The sequence below is a fragment of the Micromonospora ureilytica genome, assembly GCF_015751765.1.
In the GTDB taxonomy this organism is placed as follows: Bacteria; Actinomycetota; Actinomycetes; order Mycobacteriales; family Micromonosporaceae; genus Micromonospora; species Micromonospora ureilytica.
Window position 1 is genome coordinate 2,471,143 of record NZ_JADOTX010000001.1, and the last position, 20,592, is coordinate 2,491,734.

Here is a 20,592-nt window from a genome sequence, read left to right on the forward strand (position 1 = left end):
GTGACCAGACGTGGAACTCGTCGAACACTTCGAGGCTTCGAGGGCCCGACTGATGTCGTTGGCCTATCGCATCGTCGGCTCGCACAACGATGCCGAGGACGCGGTGCAGGCCGCCTGGTTGCGGGCGCGGTCGGCCGACCCGGCGCAACTGGTCAACCCCGAGGGCTGGCTGACCACGGTGACGGCACGCGTGTGCCTCGACCAGCTTCGCGCCCGCCATCGCCGGCGCGAGGTCCCGTTCACGGCCGACGACATCCCCGGCGTGCAACTGGCGGCCGACGAGGCGTTCGTCCGTCGTGAGGACGTCTCCCGGGCGCTGCTGGTCGTGCTCGACGAACTGTCTCCCCCGCAGCGGGTGGCCTACGTGCTGCATGACCTCTTCGCCGTGCCGTTCGACGAGATCGGGCCCGTGCTCGACACGACGGTGGCCGCGGCGAAGAAGCTCGCGAGTCGAGCGCGGATCCGGCTCAGGGACGCTCGTGCGGCCGACCTGCCGGGGTCCGCCCACCAGATGGAGATCATCGATGCGTTCCTCGCCGCGGCGCGTGGCGGCGATATCGCGCGGCTCGTCACGCTCCTGGCGCCTGACGTCGTCCGTACGGCCGACCTCGGATTCCTCGCGGACGGCACCGCGCCTGTCGTCCGGGGCGCCTGGGCGGTCGCGAAGGAGACCAGGTCGTTCGTGGACCGCATCGCCGCCGCCGCCCCGGTCCTCGTTGAGGGTCGCCCGGGAGCGGTGATCGCCCCTGGTGGGCACCCGTTCGCGTTGATCCGGATCGGCGTCCACGACGGCCTCGTCAGGAGCATCGACATCACGCCCTACGAGCGCGGGATCGTGTCCCTCCCGGCTGCCTCGGTGCGTGATTCTCAGTTCACTCAAGGCTGCATACCATACCGTATGGTACGGTCGATTGATGGGAACACGTGAACTCTGGCTCGACGAGGGCGTCGTGGTACTGGCCGACGAGGGGCCGGCGGGTGTGCGGATCGACCGTCTGGCTGCCCGCCTCGGCCTGACGAAGGGGTCGTTCCATCACCACTTCACGGGGGTCGCCGACTACCACGCGGCGTTGTTGAGTCATATCGAGCATGGACAGGTCACTCTGCTCGACGGGCTGTCAGACGAGCTCGCGACCGTCGATCCGGTCGACGCCCTGCGGGCCCTTCCCTCGCGGCTCGACGAGCTGTTCGACGCCGAGCTGGATCGGGCCCTGCGGGCGTGGGCGATCGGGAACGACGGTGCGCGTGGCGTGGTCGAACGCGTCGACAGCGCACGGCTCACTTTCCTCGAGACCCTCTGGAACCGCGCTGTGCCCGACCCGACCCGGGCGCGCGCCGCCGCCCTGCTGCCGCATCTTCTCCTGATCGGAGCGAACGCCACCCGCCCGCCGCTCGACGCCGCCAGTCGACGTGCGGTGTTCGACCTGCTGCCAGACCTGATTCCCCATGTCTGAGGTCCCGTTCGGGCGTCCCCACCTGCGGACGGACGCCGTGCCCGCCGTCGATGTGTTGATCGTCGGGGCCGGCCCGACCGGGCTCACCCTCGCGGTCGATCTGACCCGCCGTGGAGTTCGCGCCGTGCTGATCGAGGCCGCGCCCGCACTGCCTCGTCAGTCCCGAGGCAAGGGCCTGCAACCTCGAAGCCTGGAGGTGCTTGACGATCTCGGTGTTGTCGACGCGGTTCTGGGACACGGCCAGTCGCGCCAGGACATCACCCTGTACCGCGATGGCCGGCGCCTTGCGCGGATACCCGCCGGTCTCGCCGAGCCGCGCGCGGATCTGCCGTACCCCAACATCGTGATGATTCCCCAGTGGCGCACCACCACGCTGCTCGCACGACGGCTGCACGAACTCGGTTCCGCGATTCGGTTCAACACCCGCCTCGAGTCCTTCTCCGCTGGTAACGACGCGGTGCGCGCCGTCGTCACCACACCGGACGGCGGCCGGGAGGATCTGACCGCCCGCTACCTCGTCGGCTGCGACGGCGCGCACAGCATCGTGCGCCGCACACTCGACCTGGAGTTCGCCGGCTCGTCCGACGAGACGCAGCGCTACCTGCTCGGTGATGTCACAGTTCCCGGCTGGCACCCCGAAGTCGACGGAGCCGTTCGCTCACACGCATGGCTCGGCACGGACGGATCGTTCCTCGGCCTGGCTGGCCTGCCCGAGACCGGGCAGTGGCAGATCGGCGCGAGCATCACCGCCGGCGACGACCTCGAGCCCACCCTGGAGGCCCTCCAGCGGCTTTGGGACGAACGCACCGGCCACCCGCAGGTCCGCCTGTCCGACGCGACCTGGTTGTCGAACTTCCGGGTCAACGTTCGCATGGTCGAGGACTACCGCCGCGGCCGAGTCCTGCTTGCCGGCGACGCCGCGCACGTGCACCCGCCCACTGGAGGGCAGGGAATGAACACCGGCATCCAAGATGCCTACAACCTGGGATGGAAGCTTGCCGCCTGCCTCAACGGCCACGACGACACCCTGCTCGACACCTACCCGGCCGAACGCCTTCCCGTCGCCCGTCGTGCGTTGGCGCAAAGCACCAACATCCTCGACGTGGTCACCAACCGCAACCCACTCGTCCGGTTCGCCGTGCAACGACTGCTCCTGCCGCTACTCAGCCGACCCTCGATCAACCGCAGGCTCACCGCTCGTGTGTCCCAGATCGACATCGGCTACCACGACGGGCCCCTGGCAGACGACGAGTTGTCCGGCGGCCGCGTCCGACCCGGCGATCGGGCCCCCGATGCCCACCTCGTCGATACCGCCACCGGGCAGCCGCTGCGGCTGTTCGACCTGCTCCGCGGGCCACAATGGACGCTGCTCCTCGTCGGCGACGCCTCCGCCGGCCGCCTCGACTGTGATGCTCTTCCCGACGAGGTGCACACCTGCTTGATCACGCCCGCGCGATCGACGTCGTTCTCCGGCCGGGTGGTCATCGACCGCGACGGGACGTTTCGCCGGGCCTACCGAGCAAAGCCCGGTACAGCGTTGCTCATTCGCCCGGACGGCTACCTGCACTGGCGCGCGCACACCCCCCGCGCCGACGCGGTGGCCAAGCACGTCCTCGGCGCGGGCGCGCACCCCCCACCCGCTGCCGCTACCCGACGACAGGCGGGCACCGGAGAAGGCCACGACACGGAGGAGGGCTGAGCCTTTCCGCTGAGGCAGGGTGGCTGACTGGCACGGCAGCAGGAGTCGGGAACGGGTCGCAGACGATGGCGGATCACCGTTGTCCGAACTGGTGAGGCTCCCATTCACGTCCGGTGTGGTTGATTGCGACCCATTTACCTGAGGAGTCCTTCGAGATGGTGCAACCCTGGTGGCCGCTGGCCTTGTTGGCAGTGATCCAGCTCTGCGACGCGGTGTTATGCGTAAGGCCGGTCGCCTTCATTCGGCAATGTTTGATCGACGTCCGGTTCCCCGAATACTTCTGGAAGTTTCTCCCTCCGCTCAAGGCTGCCGCAGCGGCTGGGCTCATCGTCGGGATCTGGGTTCCGCCGTTGGCGGTGCTCGTGTGTGCGGCGCTGGTCTGCTACTTCGTGGTGGCGGTCTCGGCGCATGTCCGCGCCCGCGATTTCGGCCGCAATCTGTTCCTGAACGCGACGGCGATGTTGGTCATCTGCTCGGCGACGCTGGCCTTCACCGTCCAGTTCGCGTGATCGAACACACGACGGCGCGGGGGTTGGGTCATCGCGCGGAGAGAGGCGGGAGACAGCGCAGCCATGACGTAATGCGCGTTCCGACCCCTCAGCAGCGTGCACCGTCCCGCGCCGCCAGGAGCGGAAGGCCCGCCGCGTACCGCCGGAAGAAGCCTGCGGTCGGAGTGTCCGCCGTCGCGACGTCGTCCGGGGTGCCCTCCGCGACCACCGCGCCCCCGCTCGGACCGGCTCCCGGCCCGAGGTCGATCACCCAGTCCGCCGACGCGGCGGCGGGGATGTCATGTTCGGCCATGACGACGGTGTTGCCCGAGTCCAGCAACACATCGAGTGCGTCCACCACTCGCTGGATGTCGGACGGGTGCAAGCCAGAGACCGGCTCGTCGAGAATGACGAGACCGGCCTTGCGGCTCGCCGCGCCGCGCTGGATCGCGGAGGCCAGCTTCAGCCGCTGCGCCTCGCCGCCGGACAACTCTGTGGCGCTCTGCCCGAGTTGAAGGTAGCCAAGCCCGACCCGGTCCAGTGCCCCCAAGGTCTCGGCGAGCTGCCGGGGCTCGGAGAACCGCTGCACGGCCTCGGCGACAGTCAGGTCGAGCACCTCGTCGATGACCAACCCGTTGTACCTGATGTCCAAGGCCTCCGGCTGGTAGCGCCGGCCCTCGCACGCGTCACAGACCACCCACACATCCGGCAGAAAGTGCATGTCGACCAGCTTGCGACCATAACCGGTGCAGCTCTCGCAGCGACCGCCGCCCGCGGCGTTGAAGCTGAACCAGGAGGCGTTGACCCCGCGCCCACGTGCGATGTCGGTCTCGGCGAACAGCTTGCGGATGATGTCGAACGCCTTGCTGTAAGTCGCCGGGTTGGACCGCGGCGTCCGCCCAAGCGGTTCCTGATCGACGACGGCGACCCAACTGAACTCCCCGACGCCGGTGACCTCCCGCACCGTGTCCGTCACCGTCCCGTTCAGAACGGCCTCCACACCCGACCCGAGCGCACCGAGCAAGCTGCTCTTGCCGCTGCCGCTCACCCCGGTCAGGCAGGTGAGCCGATTGGCCGGGAAACTCACCAGGTCCGCAGTCACGTTGTGCGCACGCAGACCGTGCAGCTTCACCCAGCCGGTGTCGTCCCCGGCCGGGCGGCGGGTCCGGTGCAGCCGCGGCCCCCTACCGGCCAGATAGCGCCCAGTCAGCGACGTCGGGTGGGCGGCCACGTCGGCGGGAGGCCCCGACACGAGGACCTCACCGCCGAGACGGCCCGCGCCGGGGCCCATGTCGATCACCCAGTCGGCTCGGGCGATCAGCTCGGGGTCGTGCTCGACGAGGAGCACCGTGTTGCCAGCCCCACGCAGGTCCAGGGCGATGTCGAGCAGGTGCGCCTTGTCCGCCGGATGCAGCCCGGTCCCGGGCTCGTCCAGGACGAAGATGATGCCACTCAACTCGGTGCTGAGCTGCGCGGCGAGCCGGGTCCGCTGCAACTCACCCGCGGACAGCGACGCCGCGCTCCGGGACAGCTGGAGATGGGCCAGGCCGAGCCGGTCGAGGATTCCGAGCCTGCGACCGAGGTCCTGCAGCAGCGGCTCACCCACCTCCCGCTGCCGGGCGCCCAGCTCGTCCGCCATGCGCTTCGCCCAGCGGCGCACCTCCCGTACTTCCACCTCGAGCAGGCCGGGGTACGTCAGCCCGCCGAACCGCACCGACCGCGCCACCTGGTCGTACCCGCTGCCGTCGCAGGTGCCGCAGGGCTGCTTGCGCATGTACGGCAGGTAGCGCTGCTTGGCGCTGGACGTCTGGGCGTTCACGAACACCCGCTCCACCTCAGCGAGCGCGCCCCGCAGCGGCTGGCTCGACGTGTAGGTCACCAGGGCCGTCTCATTCTTGTTCGTCATTTCCACGGTCGCCTCGATGTTCTCGACACCCGTGCCGTGGAGCACGCAGTGACGGAACTCCTCGGGCAGCGACTGCCACGACCGGCCGAGGTCCACGCCCCGCTTCTCGGCAAGCGCCGGTACGAACGCGTGTTCCCCCGAGCGCCATTTCGCGTACCAGGGCGAGGCCCCCTCGAAGAGCGGAAGCTCCGGGTTGGTGATGATCAGGTCCTCCGCGGCCTGCCAGCGCCCACCCACACCGTGGCAGTCCGCACAACTCCCTTCCGGAGTATTGCGGTCGAAGTGAGCGGTCGTCAGATACCCGTCCTCGACCGCCGCCGCCGAGTCTGTGCCGATCCCCGGAAGGCGCGAGTACAGCAGCCCCAGGTGCCCGTCGATGCCGGTGATCGTCGCAACCGTGGAGCGGGGATTGCGGTTCAGACGGCGCTGGTCGACCGCGAGCGTCGCGCCGAGGCCCAGGATTCGATCGACCTTCGGCCGATTACGCTGGGTAATATATTGTCGTACGAACGGCGACAGTCCCTCCAGGTACCGCAGTTGGGCTTCGTTGTGCAGGGTGTCGATGGCCAGCGAAGTCTTGCCGCTGCCACTCACGCCGGTGAAGGCGACGAGCCGCCCCTTGGGGATACTCACGGACACGTCCCGCAGATTGTTGGTCCGAGCCCCCACCACGTCGATCGTCTCGCGTCCCATACTCGCGAGGTCCCGTGCGAAGGCAGTCAACCTTTGTTCACCCTCTCGCTACGCGCCGCAGTGAGCTTCGCGGTGTCGGGGGCGAAGACGGTCATCCAGTGCGGATGCAGCCGGTAGTAGACGACGTCGTTGTCCCAGTCGAAGAAGTCATCGCCGTAGAAATCCTTGAGGTACCCCAACAGTTCCGGCCAGGCCGCGGCCGGTTCACTGTCCCGAGGGTTGAGGGTCTCCACCCTGCCGTGCGTGAACACGCCCAGGTCCTCACCGCGCATGTGTGCGGCGCTGACGGCGGACCGCGCCGCGAGGTGGCGAGCCTTGGCAGCGTCGCGCGCCGTGCCGAAGTGCCACTTCCCGTGCAGGAAGTGCCCATCCACACCGCTGATCCGGGGCTCGCCTTTCGCCGTCACGGTGGACAGGGCGAGAGTGCACATGCCGGTGAGGACCTGGGTGAGCTGCTGCGCGGTCAGGGTGCGCTCGGTGTTGATGATCGAGCGGAGGTGCGCAGCGGAGCGGGAGAGGGAGTCGTCAAGGAGGGCCTGAAGTTCATCGAGCTCTTCTGGAGTTTCGCGCACGGAGTTCCTCATCTGTCTGTCCGTCCATGGTGTCGGACCACGCGGACCGTCGACGCCGGCCCGATGAACCCCATCCTCAATCCGAACCCTGACACCTTGTGTCACATATCCTCATCCACCTTGCGGATGCCAGCGGAACGCCGGTGCCGGACGGATGTCACCCGCCCGCGCCCGCGAGAGCGGGTTCGGGGTTGGATCCGCCCGCCGCCGGCAGGGGCTCGCGGCGCTTGGACAGCTTGCTGGGCCACCACATCCATCGACCCACGTCCAGAGTCAGCGCGGTGACCAGGACCGAGCGGACGATCATGGTGTCCAGCAGCACGCCGAACGCCACCGCGAACCCCAGCTGCGCCGCGAAGACCAACGGCAGCGATCCCAGCGCCGCGAAGGTACCGGCCAGCACCAGACCCGCCGAGGTGATCACACCGCCGGTGGCGGACAGTCCGGTCAGCGCGCCGTATCGGGTGCCCCGCAGCTGTGCCTCTTCCCGCACCCGGGTAACCAGGAAGATGTTGTAGTCGATCCCGAGGGCGACCAGGAACACGAACACCAGGAGTGGGAAGTTCGCGTCCGCCCCGGCGAAGTCGAACACATGGTTGAACATCAACGCGCTTACGCCGAGGGCCGCTCCGAACGACAGCACCACAGTTGCCATGAGCAGCAGAGGTGCGACGATGGCCCGGAGCAGCAGCACGAGGATGAGAAAGACCACGATCAGTACGACGGGAATGATCACCTTGGCGTCGCGGGCCGCCGCCTGTTGTGTATCGAGTGCGATCGCCGTACTGCCGCCGAGCCGGGCATCCGCGCCCTCGATCTGGTGAATCGCGGTTCTGGCCCGCTCGACGGTACGCATCGCGGCCTCGCTGCCGGGAGGGTCGTTGAGCGTCCCGAGCACGAACACCTGTCCATCCCTGATCGTTGGCGCCGCGACGTCGGCGATCCCCGGGATGCCTGAGAGCGCACTCCTGACCTGCTCCGCCGAGGCGGCCTTGGCCACGACGTAGATGGGGTCACCCGATCCGGCAGGGAAGTGCCTGGACTGGATCTCCTCGCCCACGACCGCCTGCGCCTCGTTGGTGAACTGGCCCTTGCCCGGAATCCCGTCGGCCTTGAGCCCCGTCACGCCGATCGCCATCACGCCGAGGACGAGTGCGGTGCCGACCCACACCATTCGCGGCCGGCTGGAGATGGCGGTGCCGATCCGCGTCCAGATGCCGTTCTTAGTCGTCCCGACCGAACCGTACGACGGCTTGGCTGGCCAGAAGATCCAACGGCCACAGATGACCAGGAGGGCCGGCATCAGGGTGACCATAGCGAGCAGCGCGATGAGTATGCCGATGGCGCAGGCCGGGCCGAGACCTTGCGTGGAGTTGAGGGTGGCAAGCACCAGCACCAGCAGACTGACAGCGACCGTCGCTGCGCTGGCGACGATCGCGGGGCTGGAGCGGTACAGGGCCTCAGCCATCGCCTCGTGCCGGTCCTCGTGTCGCCGCAACTCCTCCCGGTACCGCGAGATGAGAAGCAGCGCGTAGTCGGTGGCGGCGCCGAACACCAGTACGGTCAGGATGAGGCTGGTCTGCGTGTTGACGACGAGTCCGGCGTTCTTTGCCAGCAGGTAGATCACCGCTTCTGCCGTGACCAGGGCGCCGCCTGCGGTCAGGAGCGGCAGCAGTGGTAGCAGCGGACTGCGGTAGGTGAGCAGCAGGATGACGACCACCACCAAAGCCGTGATCATCCCCAGGGCCCCGCCTCCACTGAAGGCCGTTATGGAGTCGGATGCGTAGCCGGCCGGTCCGGTGACGTGGAACCCGAGACCGTTGGCGCTCTGTCGACCTACCGTGGTCATTTCTCCGACCACCGTGTGGGCCCCGTCCCAGCCCTCATTACCGTCGTCGACCTGGACCACGGTCAGGATGGCCTTGCCATCCTGGGACATCGACGGCCCCTGTGGCTGCCCCACGACCTTCTCGATGCCCTGGAAGGCTTCGGCGTCGGCTTGGGCCTTGGCCATGTCCGCAGAGGTGACGCCCTCGGGCCGGTCGTAGATCACAATCGCGGGCAGGGTCTCGGCGGGCTGGAACTTCTTTGCCTGGTCGAGGACCCTGGTCGCCTCCGCGTTGCTGGGCAGCCAGGCAGAGTTGTCGTTCTTCTCAACATCGCCCAGGTTGCCCGCCAGCAGGAAGGCCGGCACCATCAGGGCGGCCCAGACGGCCACGATTGCCCACTTCGCAATCCTGCCACTGGGCAAGGTCATTACTTTTCGCAGCATGAATTTCCTTAGTGTTCGATCGACGTGGGAGAGCTTTTCGGAATGGATGGCGGCATGGATCTCCGCGCACCGGCTGCCGCCCGACGTGAGAGCGTTACCTGCTGATCTGACGCGGGACCGTCATCGCCACGAGCTTGTCCGGGTTGCGGATGACGTAGAAGTTGGTGATCATCCCGTCGATGGCCTCGATCAGGAGGACGCCCTGAGGACGGTCGCCGATGTGGGCGACCACCGCCGGCGCGCTGTTGCAGTTGGCCATCCGGATATGCAAGGCCGCCATCTGTCGGCTTGTGCGGAAGAGGCGCATGAGGAGATCGGCCACGTTCTGCGCACCGACCACCGGATGGCGCGCCGCGGTGGCCTTGCCGCCGCTGTCTGCGGTCCAGACGATGTGTGGAGCGAGCAGGGTGAGCAGCCCTGCCATGTCACCGGTGGCCGTCGCGGTCATGAACTGCTCAGTGATCTGCGCGGCCTTCCTGGCGTCGAGGGGTTGGAATCGCCTGCGTCGCGCCTGCACATGCTCGCGGGCACGATGCGCCACCTGGTGCACCGTCGGCACGGACTTGCCCACCGCCGCGGCGATTTCGTCGTAGTCGAAACCGAACACCTCGCGCAGTACGAAAACCGCACGCTCATCGGGGGTGAGGGTTTCGAGCAGTACGAGCATCGCCATCGACACCGACTCGGCGAGGACCACATCGGCGGACGGGTCGTTCTCATCGAGCAGCAGCGGTTCGGGCAGCCACGGGCCGACGTAGTCCTCCCGACGACGCGCGCTCGCCCGCAAGGCGTTGAGCGCCTGCCGGGTCACCAGCCGCGCCAGGTACGACCTGGTGTCTCGCACCGTCGCCAGATCCACCTGGGACCACCGCAGATAGCTGTCCTGCAGCACGTCGTCGGATTCGGTGGCCGAGCCGAGAATTTCGTACACGATCGTGAACAGCAGCGGCCGCAACAGGACGAACCGCTCGGCATGCTCGTCAGTGGTCACGGGACGGGACCACCCGTACTCGTTCGACGAGGTCTGGCCGGGCGTTGAAAGAGTGATGTCCACGCCGGCACCCATGCGCAGATGGTTGACCGCGTGCGTTGCGGCATGACCACCGCCGATGACAACGACCTTGTGGCGTGCGTTGTGCTGTCATGCCCCCAAGACACCGCGGAACACCGACACCTGACACGACGTGACACGCGTCACCCCAGGTCATGACGCCGCTGAACAGACGGTCCACAGTGGCGATCACGGGATCCGTCTCTCCCCGTTGCCGGATTGGACGAGTCGGAAGAAGAGCCGGGCGGCGCCCCGCTGCGCTGCCCGTTGCAGGCGCGCGGCCACCCCATGGTCGGGGTCTGCCGTGCCAGCGGTGGCAAGGCGCGGGAAGAGGGCTTCGGCGTTGGTGCGGTTGACCGCCCGCAGTTGCCCGAGTCCGAGGCAGGTGTCGATTCCGTTGGCGAAGTACTGCCCGGCCGGGATGGGCGCGAAGGGCCAGTCACTGCCGAAAAGCACATGCCCGGGTCGGGCGAAGGCAAGCAGGGTGGGCAGGGCGGCCGGGCTCGAGGACAAAGCGGTGTCGAAGTAGAAGGCGCGAAAGTCGTCCAGGATGTCCAGCGGGCTGCGTGCCGTGTCGGCGGCGATGGCCAGCGCCATGCGGTGCGAGGCGTAGGGCAGGAAACCTCCGGCGTGGCTGAGGACGAACCGGATTCTGGGGTATCGCCGGAGGACGCCGGTTCGGACGAGGAGGTAGGCCGCTCGGGTGGTGTCGAGCAGGAAGTCGGCGGCGAACGGAGGGATGCCGTCGATGGCTGGTCCGGGCAGGTCAGCGGGGTGGACGAAGACGACGGCCGCACGCTCGTCCAGGGTCTGCCACAGCGCGTCCTGGTCGGGGCCACCAAGGTAGTCGCCGTTGCTGTTGGCGAGCAGAGTGACGCCGTCGGCGCGGAGTTCGTCGAGGACGCGACGGGCCTCGGTGGCGGCGGCCGTGATGTGGGGCATCGGCAGGGTGGCGAAGTACCCGAATCGGGTTGGATGCTCGGCGGCCAGCCCCGCGGCGTAGTCGTTGAGCTGCCGCGCAAGGTCGCCGGCTTCGGTCGGGCTGGCGAGGAAGCTGGTGCCGGGGGTCGAGACGGAGAGCAGGGCCACGGCGGTGCCGAGCAGGTCCATCTGGTCCAATGCGGACTCGGGTGTCCAGGTGGGCAGCGCCCGACCGCCCGCCGCCGCAATGCCAGCCTCGGCGAGCAGGGCGCGGTAGAAGGGCGGCAGGATGTGCTGATGGACGTCGATCCTGGTCAACTGGCCGGTCATGCTGCGGTTCCTCTCGACGCGCCAGACACTGCTGCTGCGGGACGGCCGTGAACTCCATCCCCCACCACCGCTGACCGCAGCTACGGCTTGGTGTGGTCGTGGGAAGCCCCTGGGGCCATCCGGAGGGCCGCCTCGTAGACCAGCCGCGCGTGCAGCTCGAACATCGCCGTGAGATCGACGGCATCGCCGTGGATCTCACGCTGCAGGAACAGTCCGTCGGCCCCGGCCAGGGCGTACGTCACGACGGTCCGCACGTCCGCCGGATCGAGGTCCGGCAGCAGTGTCTCGATCACCTCGGTGAACTTCTGTCGGGCGACCTCGCGGACCTGGAGAAACACGGCCCGCCCGCGGGGCTCCTCGGGCCGCCGCTCCAAGGCGAGCATGAGGCCCAGGCGCAGGAAGTCGGGGGCGGCGACGAGCGATGCGGCCACCGCCGCGCCGACGGCGACGACTCGCTGCAGTGGCGTACCGGTCTCCTCGCCGGGCAGGTCGACGGCCGCCAGCCAGGTTTCGAAGCTGCGCTCGATCACTGCGGCGAGCAGGTCGTCCTTGTCCCTGAAATGCCAGTAGATCGAGCTCGCGGGCAACCCGCAGCGGGCACTCACCGCCGCGATCGAGGTCCCCTCATACCCGCGCTCACTCGCGATCTGCACGGCGGCGTCGAGGATGCGTTGCCGCGACTCCACGCCGTTGGCGCGCTTCCTGCGCGTGGGCCGTGTCCCTGTCATTCCGCACACCTCTCGCCTCACCGCGGCCTTGACGATGCCGCCGCCACAAATCTACCGTAGCGATCGTTCTAGTTGTAGTGGGCGCTACAGGATGCGCCGGCAATTCCGCCCTGGACAGTCCCGCCGCCGCCGGAGGCGGTCGTGGCTCGTGGCTGTCACAGAACGGGGTGGGGCTCCGTCCAGTGCATGTGGTGAGACCAATGTTGGAAGGCAGGAGTCGGGCACAGCCCGGACAACGGACGCCGCCGATCCGAGCAACCGCGTGCGCTACAACCTGCTGAGCCACCGTGGGTCCACTCGCGACCAACCGCATCGACCGCAAACGAGGATCATGACCAAGCTCCGTCCATCCCGATCTCAGAACGCCTCCCCCAGGTCTAGCCGGAGGCTGGCCCTGAGCGCCGTACTCACCCTGGCGATGGTCGGGTGCGGCGGACCGCCGAACAAGGACTCCCCGTCCCCGCCCGCCTCCAACACTCCGGTCGTCACCGCCACCGCCACCGTCGACACCGGCACAAGCACCGGCACGGCTCTGGCCGAGACTCGCAGCACGATGACCGAGAACCTCAAGGTCGAGGTTGTCGGTCTCAACCGCGTCAAGGGCAGGCACCTCGTCGTTCAGGTTCGTCTGTCCAACACCGGTACGGACAGGCGTCTGTCCTGGGCCGGTGAGTTGGGTGACCACACGCGCCCGCTCGGCGAGATCACGTGGGCTTCCGGTATCGGCGTCCTGGACGCGTTGGCCCGCACCTGGCTCCTGCCGTACAAACCCGCCGGCGCTGCCTGCCTGTGCAGTAACCGCGACCGCGACGGCCTCGGCCAGTTCATCGACCCCGGGAGGTCGATCACCGTCTACGCGGTGCTGCCCGCACCGTCGGGCAACCCCACGACGACCACCGTCGTCACCCCGGTGGGCCCGCCGATGCTCGACGTGCCCATCACCGACGACCCTCCGGCCGGTGACTTCCCCGACCCCGACGCCGAACCCGTCACCCCGATCACCCGCCGCCTCATCCTCGCCTCCGAATCCCTGGACAAATCCGAGGAGACCGCCGACGACGGCAAGGACCTCCAGATCAACCTCTCCGCCGACGTGCTGTTCGCCGTGGACAAAGCCACCCTCACCCCCAAAGCCCGCTCAGTCATCGCCCGCACGGCGAAGCTCATCGACGCTTCCCCCGCCACGGTGGTGACGGTGGCGGGCCACGCCGACTCCTCCGGCACCGACGCCATCAACAACCCACTCTCGCTGCGCCGCGCCCACGCCGTCCAACACGCCCTGACGGCCCTGCTGACCAGAAAAGGCGTCCGCTTCCACACCGAGGGACACGGCTCACACCGCCCGCTCTACCGCAACGACACCGACGAGGGAAAACGCCGCAACCGCCGCGTCACGGTGACCTTCCCCAAACCTCAACCAGCTGCCCAGGAACCCGGGGCCACGACCACCACCGGCACCACCGACCTGACCGGCACCACCACCGCCGACGGCCAACCCATCACCATGAACGTCACCGGCCTACGCCGGCTACCCGCAGGCCTCGGTCTACTCACCTACACCATCACCAACGAAGGCTCATCCGAAGCCTGGTTCAGAGAACTCCACCACGCCCAAGACTGGGAGGCCTACAAGTACCAGGCCGCCACCAACGTCCGCCTGACCGACGTCACCGCCCGCCGCCAATACCTCCCCGGCCGCCTCGAAGTCCCCACCGACAACCGCACCGACTTCTACTGCGCATGCACAGCCGTCTCCGGCGTCCGCATCAGCACCGAAAAGTTCGCACCAGGCCAAACCCGCGAGTTCTGGAACCTCTTCGCCCTACCCGACACCACCACCATCAACGCCAAGATCGGCCCATTCCGCGACCTCCACATCCCCATCCGATGAGGACACGGTTCGTAGGCGACAGCCGCTCGACCGACACCCCGCTGTCTCCGGTCGCCGGCGCTGCCACACCGGCCGCCGCAGTTCATCGCGTAGCCGGCACGCATGTGGTCCAGACCAGACGCTCACGACAAGCGATCTACGCACCGCCATCAGCACCCACGACCACTTCCAGGTCATCGCCACGGCTCGCAACGGTGCTGGCGACAGGGTCTCTCATGATCTTGACGGTCGCAGTGGCGAATCCGCCAAGATCATGAGAAGCGGCTCGATTGCGGCGACCCGGTGGGGTTGTTCAGTTTGTCGGGTGGGGGTCCTCGGTGAACGCTGTGGCGTGGTCGGTGGCCCACTGCCGGAACGTTCGCGGTGACGTTCCGAGGATGTCTGCCACCGTGGAGGTGACGTACGCCGGCTGCCCCATCGTGGCGTTCCATGCGGCCAGGAGCATGTCCACCGCCGGGCGCGCGGCTTCCGGGGTTTCGCGCCGGAACTCGTCGGGCGGCAGTTCCTCGAACACGATCGGGCGGCCCAGGACGTCTCCGATGATGCCCACCTGTTCGGCCTGACTGACGGACTCGGGGCCGGTCAGGACGTAGTCGCCGCCGGCGTGTCCGTCCTCGTGCAGCGTCCGCGCGACAACCGCCGCCACGTCTCGATCGTCGATGGGGGCCGTCTCGGCCGCGCCATACGGCCACCGGACCGGGCCGTCGGCACGGATCGCGGCAGCCCACCAGAGCAGGGTGTTCGACGCGAACATTCCCGGCCGGATGATCGTCGAGTCGAGTCCGGTGCCGGCGATGAGCCGCTCGATCTCGGCGTGCAGCGCCGCCATCGGGTTCGGTTGCCGGAAGAACGGGTGCGGGGTCCGGTGCGGCGCGGACAGGTAGACGACCCGTTGCGCGTGGGCGGCCAGTCGGTCGACGACGGCCGCCGCGGTCTGCGGCGGGGCGGTCCAGACCAGGAAGACCGTGCTGACGGCGCGCAGCGCGGCGTCGAGCGATTCGGGCTCGGTGAGATCGCCGGTGACGATCTCGATGTTGGTGGGCAGCGTCGCCGCCGCCTCGGAGCGGCGCACGAGGGCGCGGACCGGCACGGGTGTCGGTGTCCGACATCGCCGCGGCGGCCGAGGTGTCGAAGCCGACCCTGTTCCGCTACTTCGCGACGAAGGAAGACCTGATCCTGCACCGGTTCGTGGACCACTAGGGCGAGGCCGCACGCGTGATACGCGACCGCCAGTCCGACCTGGCGCCGATGACGGCGTTGCACAGGCGCTTCCGAGCCGGTCTCGATCGCTTTGAGCCGGTCACCGGCCTCAACGATCACCCCGAGGTGGTGGCGTTTCACCGGCTGGTGTTCACCACACCGAGCCTGGCGGGACGGCTCATGCAGTACATGCTCGACGACGAGGACGCGCTGGCCGCCGTCCTCGACGGAAGCATCGGGGCCCGACTACAAGCCGCCCAGGTGATCGCGGTTCAACGCGTACTGGCCCGGACCAACTGGCAGAAGATCGCCGACGGGCGGACCGCACGCGATGTCCAGCCCGAGGCAGTCGCCGACGCGGACCGGGCCTTCGCCCAACTACGCCAGGGAACGGGCGGCTCCTAGCCCCGCTGCGGCAACAGCTCACGATCGCGCGGAGGTCCGCGACGCCGCGGCCGGGTGGACCGGACGGGTCAACACCGTCACCGCCCGCACGGACCGGGTGACGTCGACGCGTCGCTCATCATCCGGCCCGACGGCTGCGTCGCCTGGGCCTTGCCGACCGGGCAGGGCCTCGTCGCCACCACGCTGGTGCGTGCGCTGGGCACCTGGATCGGCCGCGCCGCATTAACGGTCGTCTCAGATTCGCTCGGTATGAAGCAGGCATCAGATGAGCGATGCAACCCGTATGTAGGAGGCTAGTGATGGCAGTCAACGCAGCGCCGTCCGGGGAAGCGCCGGCCGGTCGGTTGGCAGGCCGATGGGTGCCGTGGTTGGTGATTGGCTTGTGGGTGGCGCTGGCAGCGGTCATGGTGCCGTTGAGCGGAAAGTTGAGCTCGGTCACCACCGACAGTGCCGTGGACACCCTGCCGGCCAGTGCCGAGTCCACCAAGGTGGCGGTGCTGGAGGACAGTCTCCCCGGCGGGGACGACAACACGTTCGTCTTCGTGTACCACCGCGCCGGCGGCATGAACGACGCCGACCGCGCGACGGTCGAGCGCCACTACAACACCCTTGCCGAGCGGTACCCGCCGAAGATGGCGGCCGGCGAGGACGACGAGGACCCGGCGACGAGACTTTCCACCGACGGCAAGGCGATGATGTTCACCCTCGACGTGAGCACGACCTACGGCGCACCGGAGGCCATCGTCGGCCCGTTGCGTGACGCCGCGAAGGACCGCCCCTCCGGCCTGGAACTCGACGTGACCGGCCCGGCCGCGATCGACGGCGACATGGACGCTGTCTTCGACGGCATCGACCTGCAGGTCTTCCTCACCACCGTCGTCGTCGTCACGCTCCTGCTCATCCTCACCTACCGCAGCCCGGTGTTGTGGTTCATCCCGCTGGTGGCCGTGGGCGCGGCCGCACTGACCGCGATGGCGACCGTCTACCTGCTCGTCAAGGGCTTCGGCATCGTGGTCAACGACCAGAACTCGGCGCTGCTGACGATCCTGGTATTCGGCGTCGGCACGGACTACGCGCTGTTGCTCATCGCTCGATATCGGGAGGCACTGCACCACCACGAGAACGTCCGGGTTGCGATGGTCCACGCGCTACGCGGCGCGGCACCGGCCATCGTCGCGTCCGCGGCCACCGTGGTCGCCGGCCTACTCTGCCTGCTCGTCGCGGACCTGAACAGCACCAGCGGGTTGGGCCCGATCGGCGCGGCCGGCATCCTGTGCGCCTTGGTGGCCATGCTGACGCTGTTCCCGGCGGTACTCGTGGTGCTCGGCAGGCGGATCTTCTGGCCGGCCATCCCGCGGTTCAGCAAGGCCGTGGAGGAGAAGCCGGGGCTGTGGGGACGGCTTGGCACCGCCATCAGCCGCCGCCGGTGGGTGGCGACGCTCGGCTCGCTCGGAGTCCTCGGCGTTCTCGCCATCGGGCTGGCCGGCAACACCGGCGCCCTGCGGGAGCAGGACCAGTTCCTGTCCGCGCCGGAGTCGGTCACCGGCTTCACCGTTCTCCGCCAGCACTTCCCGGAGCTCGGCGGCCAGCCGATGACGATCTTCACGCGGCCGGCGTACCAGGAGCGGGTGCTCGACCTCGTCAAGGGCACTCACGGTGTGGCCCTGGCCGTCCCGGGTCAGACCAGCGGTGGCTGGGCCGACATCTCCGTGTTCCCGACGGACGCGCCGGACACCGTCGCAGAGTACGACACGATCAAGCGGGTGCGCACCGCCGTGCACGCGGTGAGCGGGGCGGAGGCGATCGTCGGCGGGCCGAGTGCGGAGAACCTCGACACCGAGGTGACCACCAGCCGCGACGAGAAGCTGGTGATCCCGCTGGTGCTCGCCGTCGTCCTGATCATCCTCGGGCTGCTGCTGCGCGCGATCGTGGCCCCCCTGGTCCTGATGGCCACCGTGATCGTCTCATTCGCCGCAGCCTTCGGCGGCAGCGTGTTCGTCTTCGACACGATCCTCGGGTTCAAAGGTATCGACTATTCGGTGCCGCTACTGGCATTCCTGTTCCTGGTGGCGCTCGGCGTCGACTACAACATCTTCCTGGCCAGCCGGGCCCGGGAGGAGACCGTGCGTCTCGGCACCAGAGAGGGCATGCTCAAAGCCCTCTCCGCCACCGGTGGCGTCATCACCTCGGCAGGCGTGGTCCTGGCGGCCACATTCGCGGTCCTCGCCACACTTCCGCTGGTGATGCTGATCGAGGTCGGGTTCCTGGTCGCCTTCGGCGTGCTGCTCGACGCCCTGCTGGTGCGGTCGGTCCTGGTGCCCGCCCTCACCCTGCTGATCGGTCGGCGGATCTGGTGGCCGAGTCGGCTATCACGTCCGACGGTGGAGCCGCCGGACGGTCAACAGTCGCTCGCCGACGAGGAGCCCGCGCTGCGACGGTGAGCGCGGCGGCACGGACGAGATCCGGGACGGGGACCCAGTCCCGTCCCGGATCTTTCCATGGGCCCGACGGTCGCCGCCCTTTGGTCCTGCGCCGCCGGGGCGGGTCAGCTCACCGCGGTGTCCTCCCCGGCGGTGAGCCGCGCGATCGGGGCGGGCGGGGCCGCGGCCGGAAGGTCGACCCGAAGCAGCGCCCCACCGCGTACGGAGCGGGCGACGGTGGCCCGACCGCCGTGAGCGTCGACGACCCGCTGCACGATCGACAGCCCCAAACCGGATCCCGGCAACGCCCGGGCGCTGTCGGCACGGTAGAACCGGTCGAACACCCGCGGTACGTCGGCGGCGTCGATGCCCGGCCCGGCGTCGTCGACCTCGAGCACCGCCGACGCGCTCTCGGCACGGAGCCGGACCTGGACCGGCTGGTCCGCGGGAGACCACTTGCCGGCGTTGTCGATGAGGTTGAGCACCGCCCGCTGGAGCGCGGCGGGACGCCCGCTCACCCACACGGAGGTCACGTCGAGCGCGACCTCGATGTCGGGCAGGCGGGAACGCGCCCGGGTCGCGGCGGCCACCACCACGTCGGCGAGGTCGAGCAGCTCGGTGCTCTCGTCGCTGACGTCACCGCGCGCCAGGTCGGTCAGCTCGGCGGCAAGGGTGCTCAACTCGGCGACCTGGGCACCGAGATCGTTGAGCAGCCGGCTCCGACTCTCCGCCGGCAGTGCGCTGTCCAGGGTGCCGCGCCGATCGAGCCGGATCAGCAGCTCGACGTTGAGGCGCAGGCTGGTGAGCGGGGTCTTGAGCTCGTGGGCGGCGTCCTCAGCGAGCAGCCGCTGGGCCCGCCGGGAGTCCCGGAGCGCGGTGAGCATGTCGTTGATCGACTGGATCAGCCGCCGTATCTCCCCACCGCCCTCATCCGGGATGTCGGCGTCGAGATCCTGGGTGCGCGCGACACGTACCGCGGCGGCGGTCAGCCGGTCGATCGGTGCCAGCCCGGTCCGCGCCACGGTCCGCCCGACAAGGGCGCCACCGACCACGCAGAACAGCCCGATCAGCAGCACGCCCAACCCGAACCGGGTGATCGGGCTGTCGTCGGCGACGCGGGCCACCTGGACCGCGCCGTCGCCAGCCCGCAGCGTGTAGATGAGGTAACCGTCGTCGTCGCTGTCGTTCGACTCCATCAGGTCGGCCGACGCGCCCTGCGCCACGCGTCCGGCGTGCGCGCTGACCGGGGGCAGCGCGGGTTGGCCGGCCGGCGTCCGGGTCGAGCCGTCGGGCAGGACGACCCGCACCAGCCGACCGGATCCGGGATACGGGGGTAGCTGGACCTGCGTCAGACCGGCCCGCTCCGCGTTCGTCGCCAGGACGCGGGAGTCGGCGCGCAGCTGATCCTCGGCGGTGTCCTGCAACTCCCAGTCCAGCAGCTCGATGGCCACCTGCAAGGCCACGAACACGCTGACCGCGATGGCCGTAGCCGCGATCACCGTCAGCCTGGTCCGCAGAGACCGCCGCCGCCACCATCGGGTCAGACCGCGCGGTTCCCGGCCGGCGGGCCTGCTCACGGAGGAGTCTCCCGCAACGTGTATCCCAGGCCGCGCAGCGTGTAGATCAATCGCGGCTCACCCTCAGCCTCCATCTTGCGACGTAGGTAGCTCACGTATACCTGGAGGTTGTTGGCGGTGGTGCTCATGTCGAAGCCCCAGATCGCCTCGAACAGCGCGTCGCGGGTCAAGACCCGGGTCGCGTTGCGCAGGAGGACCTGCAGGAGGGAGAACTCGGTCCGGGTCAGGCGCAGCGGCCGCCCGCCACGCCACGCCTCGAACCTGTCGGGATCGAGCCGGACGTCGGCGAACGACAGGATCTGCGACTCCCCGTCGGTCGGCGTCCGCCGGCGCAGCAGGGCCCGCACCCGGGCCAGCAACTCCTCGGTGGCGAACGGCTTGGGCAGGTAGTCGTCGGCGCCCGCGTCCAGCCCCGCGACCCGGTCGGCGACCTGGTCACGGGCGGTCAGCATCAGCACCGGCAGATCCCGACCCGCGGCCCGCAACCGCCGGCAGGTCTCCAGCCCGCCGAGGCGGGGCATCATCACGTCGAGGATCAGCAGATCCAGCGTGTCACCGCCGGCCTCACCGACCCCGTCGAGCACGGCGAGACCGTTGGCGACGGTGCTTGTGTCGTAACCCTCGACCTGAAGCACCCGCTCCAGCGACTCACGGATGGCCGCGTCATCATCCGCGATCATGATCCGCACGCCGGACCGCCCCCTTCCAGCCGATGCTTTTGCCGCTCATCGTCCCCGATCAACCTGAGGCCAGGATTAGAGCGTCGCCGGGGACCGCGCTCTTACGGAACCTGAGAAATGGACCAGGCTTCACCCTGCGGACCTACACGCATCTCCTGCCGACCAGCGAGGACCGAACGCGGCGCGCCATCGACACCGCGTTCGGTGCGGACCAGGCCGCCGAGGACGGCCCGGAAGCCGCTCACGGCCTGATCATCGTTCAGCGGCCTTCCGGACGACCTCAGGTGCAGGTCAGGCCACCTGCC

At 68.9% G+C, this 20,592-nt stretch carries 18 protein-coding genes; 9 read left to right on the top strand and 9 right to left on the bottom strand.

Translation table 11 applies throughout. The annotated features are described in order from the left end of the window. Positions 1 to 10: 10 nt before the first annotated feature. From IW248_RS11005 to IW248_RS11020, 4 genes are all read left to right on the top strand, one after another. Positions 11 to 928 carry a sigma-70 family RNA polymerase sigma factor gene (locus tag IW248_RS11005; protein WP_196926878.1) on the top strand — a complete coding sequence of 306 codons (918 nt, stop codon included), beginning with the start codon at positions 11 to 13 and terminating at the stop codon, positions 926 to 928. Then, positions 915 to 1,454 (top strand): TetR/AcrR family transcriptional regulator, encoded by a 540-nt coding sequence (locus IW248_RS11010; RefSeq protein WP_196926879.1) that lies wholly within the window; start codon positions 915 to 917, stop codon positions 1,452 to 1,454. Before IW248_RS11005 ends, IW248_RS11010 begins: the two co-directional genes overlap by 14 nt. Then, on the top strand, positions 1,447 to 3,153 hold the full coding sequence (locus IW248_RS11015; RefSeq protein ID WP_196926880.1) for an FAD-dependent monooxygenase: 1,707 nt from the start codon (positions 1,447 to 1,449) through the stop codon (positions 3,151 to 3,153). The genes IW248_RS11010 and IW248_RS11015 overlap by 8 nt, the downstream gene beginning before the upstream one ends. Positions 3,154 to 3,308: 155 nt before the next feature. Then, positions 3,309 to 3,662: a DoxX family protein gene (locus IW248_RS11020; protein WP_196926881.1), complete on the top strand. Its 354-nt coding sequence runs from the start codon at positions 3,309 to 3,311 to the stop codon at positions 3,660 to 3,662. 88 nt (positions 3,663 to 3,750) lie between these two features. Here the strand turns inward: IW248_RS11020 and IW248_RS11025 are convergent, their stop codons facing one another. The 6 genes from IW248_RS11025 to IW248_RS11050 all read right to left on the bottom strand — a co-directional run bounded on the left by IW248_RS11025 (position 3,751) and on the right by IW248_RS11050 (position 12,114). After that, the gene (locus IW248_RS11025) at positions 3,751 to 6,240 is read right to left on the bottom strand and encodes an excinuclease ABC subunit UvrA (RefSeq protein WP_196926882.1); all 2,490 of its coding nucleotides are present in this window, start codon (positions 6,238 to 6,240) and stop codon (positions 3,751 to 3,753) included. Between the two features lie 26 nt (positions 6,241 to 6,266). Continuing rightward, positions 6,267 to 6,812 carry a pyridoxamine 5'-phosphate oxidase family protein gene (locus IW248_RS11030; protein WP_196926883.1) on the bottom strand — a complete coding sequence of 182 codons (546 nt, stop codon included), beginning with the start codon at positions 6,810 to 6,812 and terminating at the stop codon, positions 6,267 to 6,269. 157 nt (positions 6,813 to 6,969) lie between these two features. Then, positions 6,970 to 9,030, bottom strand: a complete 2,061-nt coding sequence (locus IW248_RS11035; RefSeq protein ID WP_307787906.1) for an MMPL family transporter — start codon at positions 9,028 to 9,030, stop codon at positions 6,970 to 6,972. Positions 9,031 to 9,178: 148 nt separating this feature from the next. Then, positions 9,179 to 10,150, bottom strand: a complete 972-nt coding sequence (gene sigJ, locus IW248_RS11040) for an RNA polymerase sigma factor SigJ (RefSeq protein WP_196926884.1) — start codon at positions 10,148 to 10,150, stop codon at positions 9,179 to 9,181. A gap of 174 nt (positions 10,151 to 10,324) precedes the next feature. Continuing rightward, positions 10,325 to 11,386 carry an amidohydrolase family protein gene (locus IW248_RS11045; RefSeq protein WP_196926885.1) on the bottom strand — a complete coding sequence of 354 codons (1,062 nt, stop codon included), beginning with the start codon at positions 11,384 to 11,386 and terminating at the stop codon, positions 10,325 to 10,327. A gap of 80 nt (positions 11,387 to 11,466) precedes the next feature. Then, entirely contained in the window at positions 11,467 to 12,114 is a 648-nt protein-coding gene (locus IW248_RS11050) for a TetR/AcrR family transcriptional regulator (protein ID WP_196926886.1), read from the bottom strand. Between the two features lie 331 nt (positions 12,115 to 12,445). Here IW248_RS11050 and IW248_RS11055 point away from each other — a divergent pair, with 331 nt between their 5' ends. Beyond that, a complete protein-coding gene (locus tag IW248_RS11055; RefSeq protein ID WP_196926887.1) occupies positions 12,446 to 14,005 on the top strand; it encodes an OmpA family protein in 1,560 nt (519 codons plus the stop codon). 292 nt (positions 14,006 to 14,297) lie between these two features. Here IW248_RS11055 and IW248_RS11060 read toward each other — a convergent pair whose 3' ends face one another. Continuing rightward, positions 14,298 to 15,095: an NAD(P)H-binding protein gene (locus tag IW248_RS11060; RefSeq protein WP_307787907.1), complete on the bottom strand. Its 798-nt coding sequence runs from the start codon at positions 15,093 to 15,095 to the stop codon at positions 14,298 to 14,300. An 8-nt stretch (positions 15,096 to 15,103) separates the two neighbouring features. On the opposite strand from IW248_RS11060, the gene IW248_RS33010 reads away from it, so the two are divergent. The 4 genes from IW248_RS33010 to IW248_RS11070 are packed head-to-tail and all read left to right on the top strand — an operon-like array spanning position 15,104 to position 18,051. Beyond that, positions 15,104 to 15,205 carry a helix-turn-helix domain-containing protein gene (locus IW248_RS33010; RefSeq protein ID WP_307787908.1) on the top strand — a complete coding sequence of 34 codons (102 nt, stop codon included), beginning with the start codon at positions 15,104 to 15,106 and terminating at the stop codon, positions 15,203 to 15,205. A 15-nt stretch (positions 15,206 to 15,220) separates the two neighbouring features. Further along, entirely contained in the window at positions 15,221 to 15,610 is a 390-nt protein-coding gene (locus IW248_RS11065) for a hypothetical protein (protein ID WP_196926889.1), read from the top strand. A gap of 54 nt (positions 15,611 to 15,664) precedes the next feature. Then, a complete protein-coding gene (locus tag IW248_RS33875) occupies positions 15,665 to 15,907 on the top strand; it encodes an aromatic-ring hydroxylase C-terminal domain-containing protein (protein ID WP_372432156.1) in 243 nt (80 codons plus the stop codon). Between the two features lie 2 nt (positions 15,908 to 15,909). Next, positions 15,910 to 18,051 carry an MMPL family transporter gene (locus IW248_RS11070; protein ID WP_196926890.1) on the top strand — a complete coding sequence of 714 codons (2,142 nt, stop codon included), beginning with the start codon at positions 15,910 to 15,912 and terminating at the stop codon, positions 18,049 to 18,051. Between the two features lie 104 nt (positions 18,052 to 18,155). Here the strand turns inward: IW248_RS11070 and IW248_RS11075 are convergent, their stop codons facing one another. Both IW248_RS11075 and IW248_RS11080 read right to left on the bottom strand, forming a co-directional pair. After that, a complete protein-coding gene (locus tag IW248_RS11075; protein ID WP_196926891.1) occupies positions 18,156 to 19,607 on the bottom strand; it encodes a HAMP domain-containing sensor histidine kinase in 1,452 nt (483 codons plus the stop codon). Then, positions 19,604 to 20,287 (bottom strand): response regulator transcription factor, encoded by a 684-nt coding sequence (locus IW248_RS11080; RefSeq protein WP_231396270.1) that lies wholly within the window; start codon positions 20,285 to 20,287, stop codon positions 19,604 to 19,606. Before IW248_RS11080 ends, IW248_RS11075 begins: the two co-directional genes overlap by 4 nt. Positions 20,288 to 20,592 lie beyond the last annotated feature (305 nt).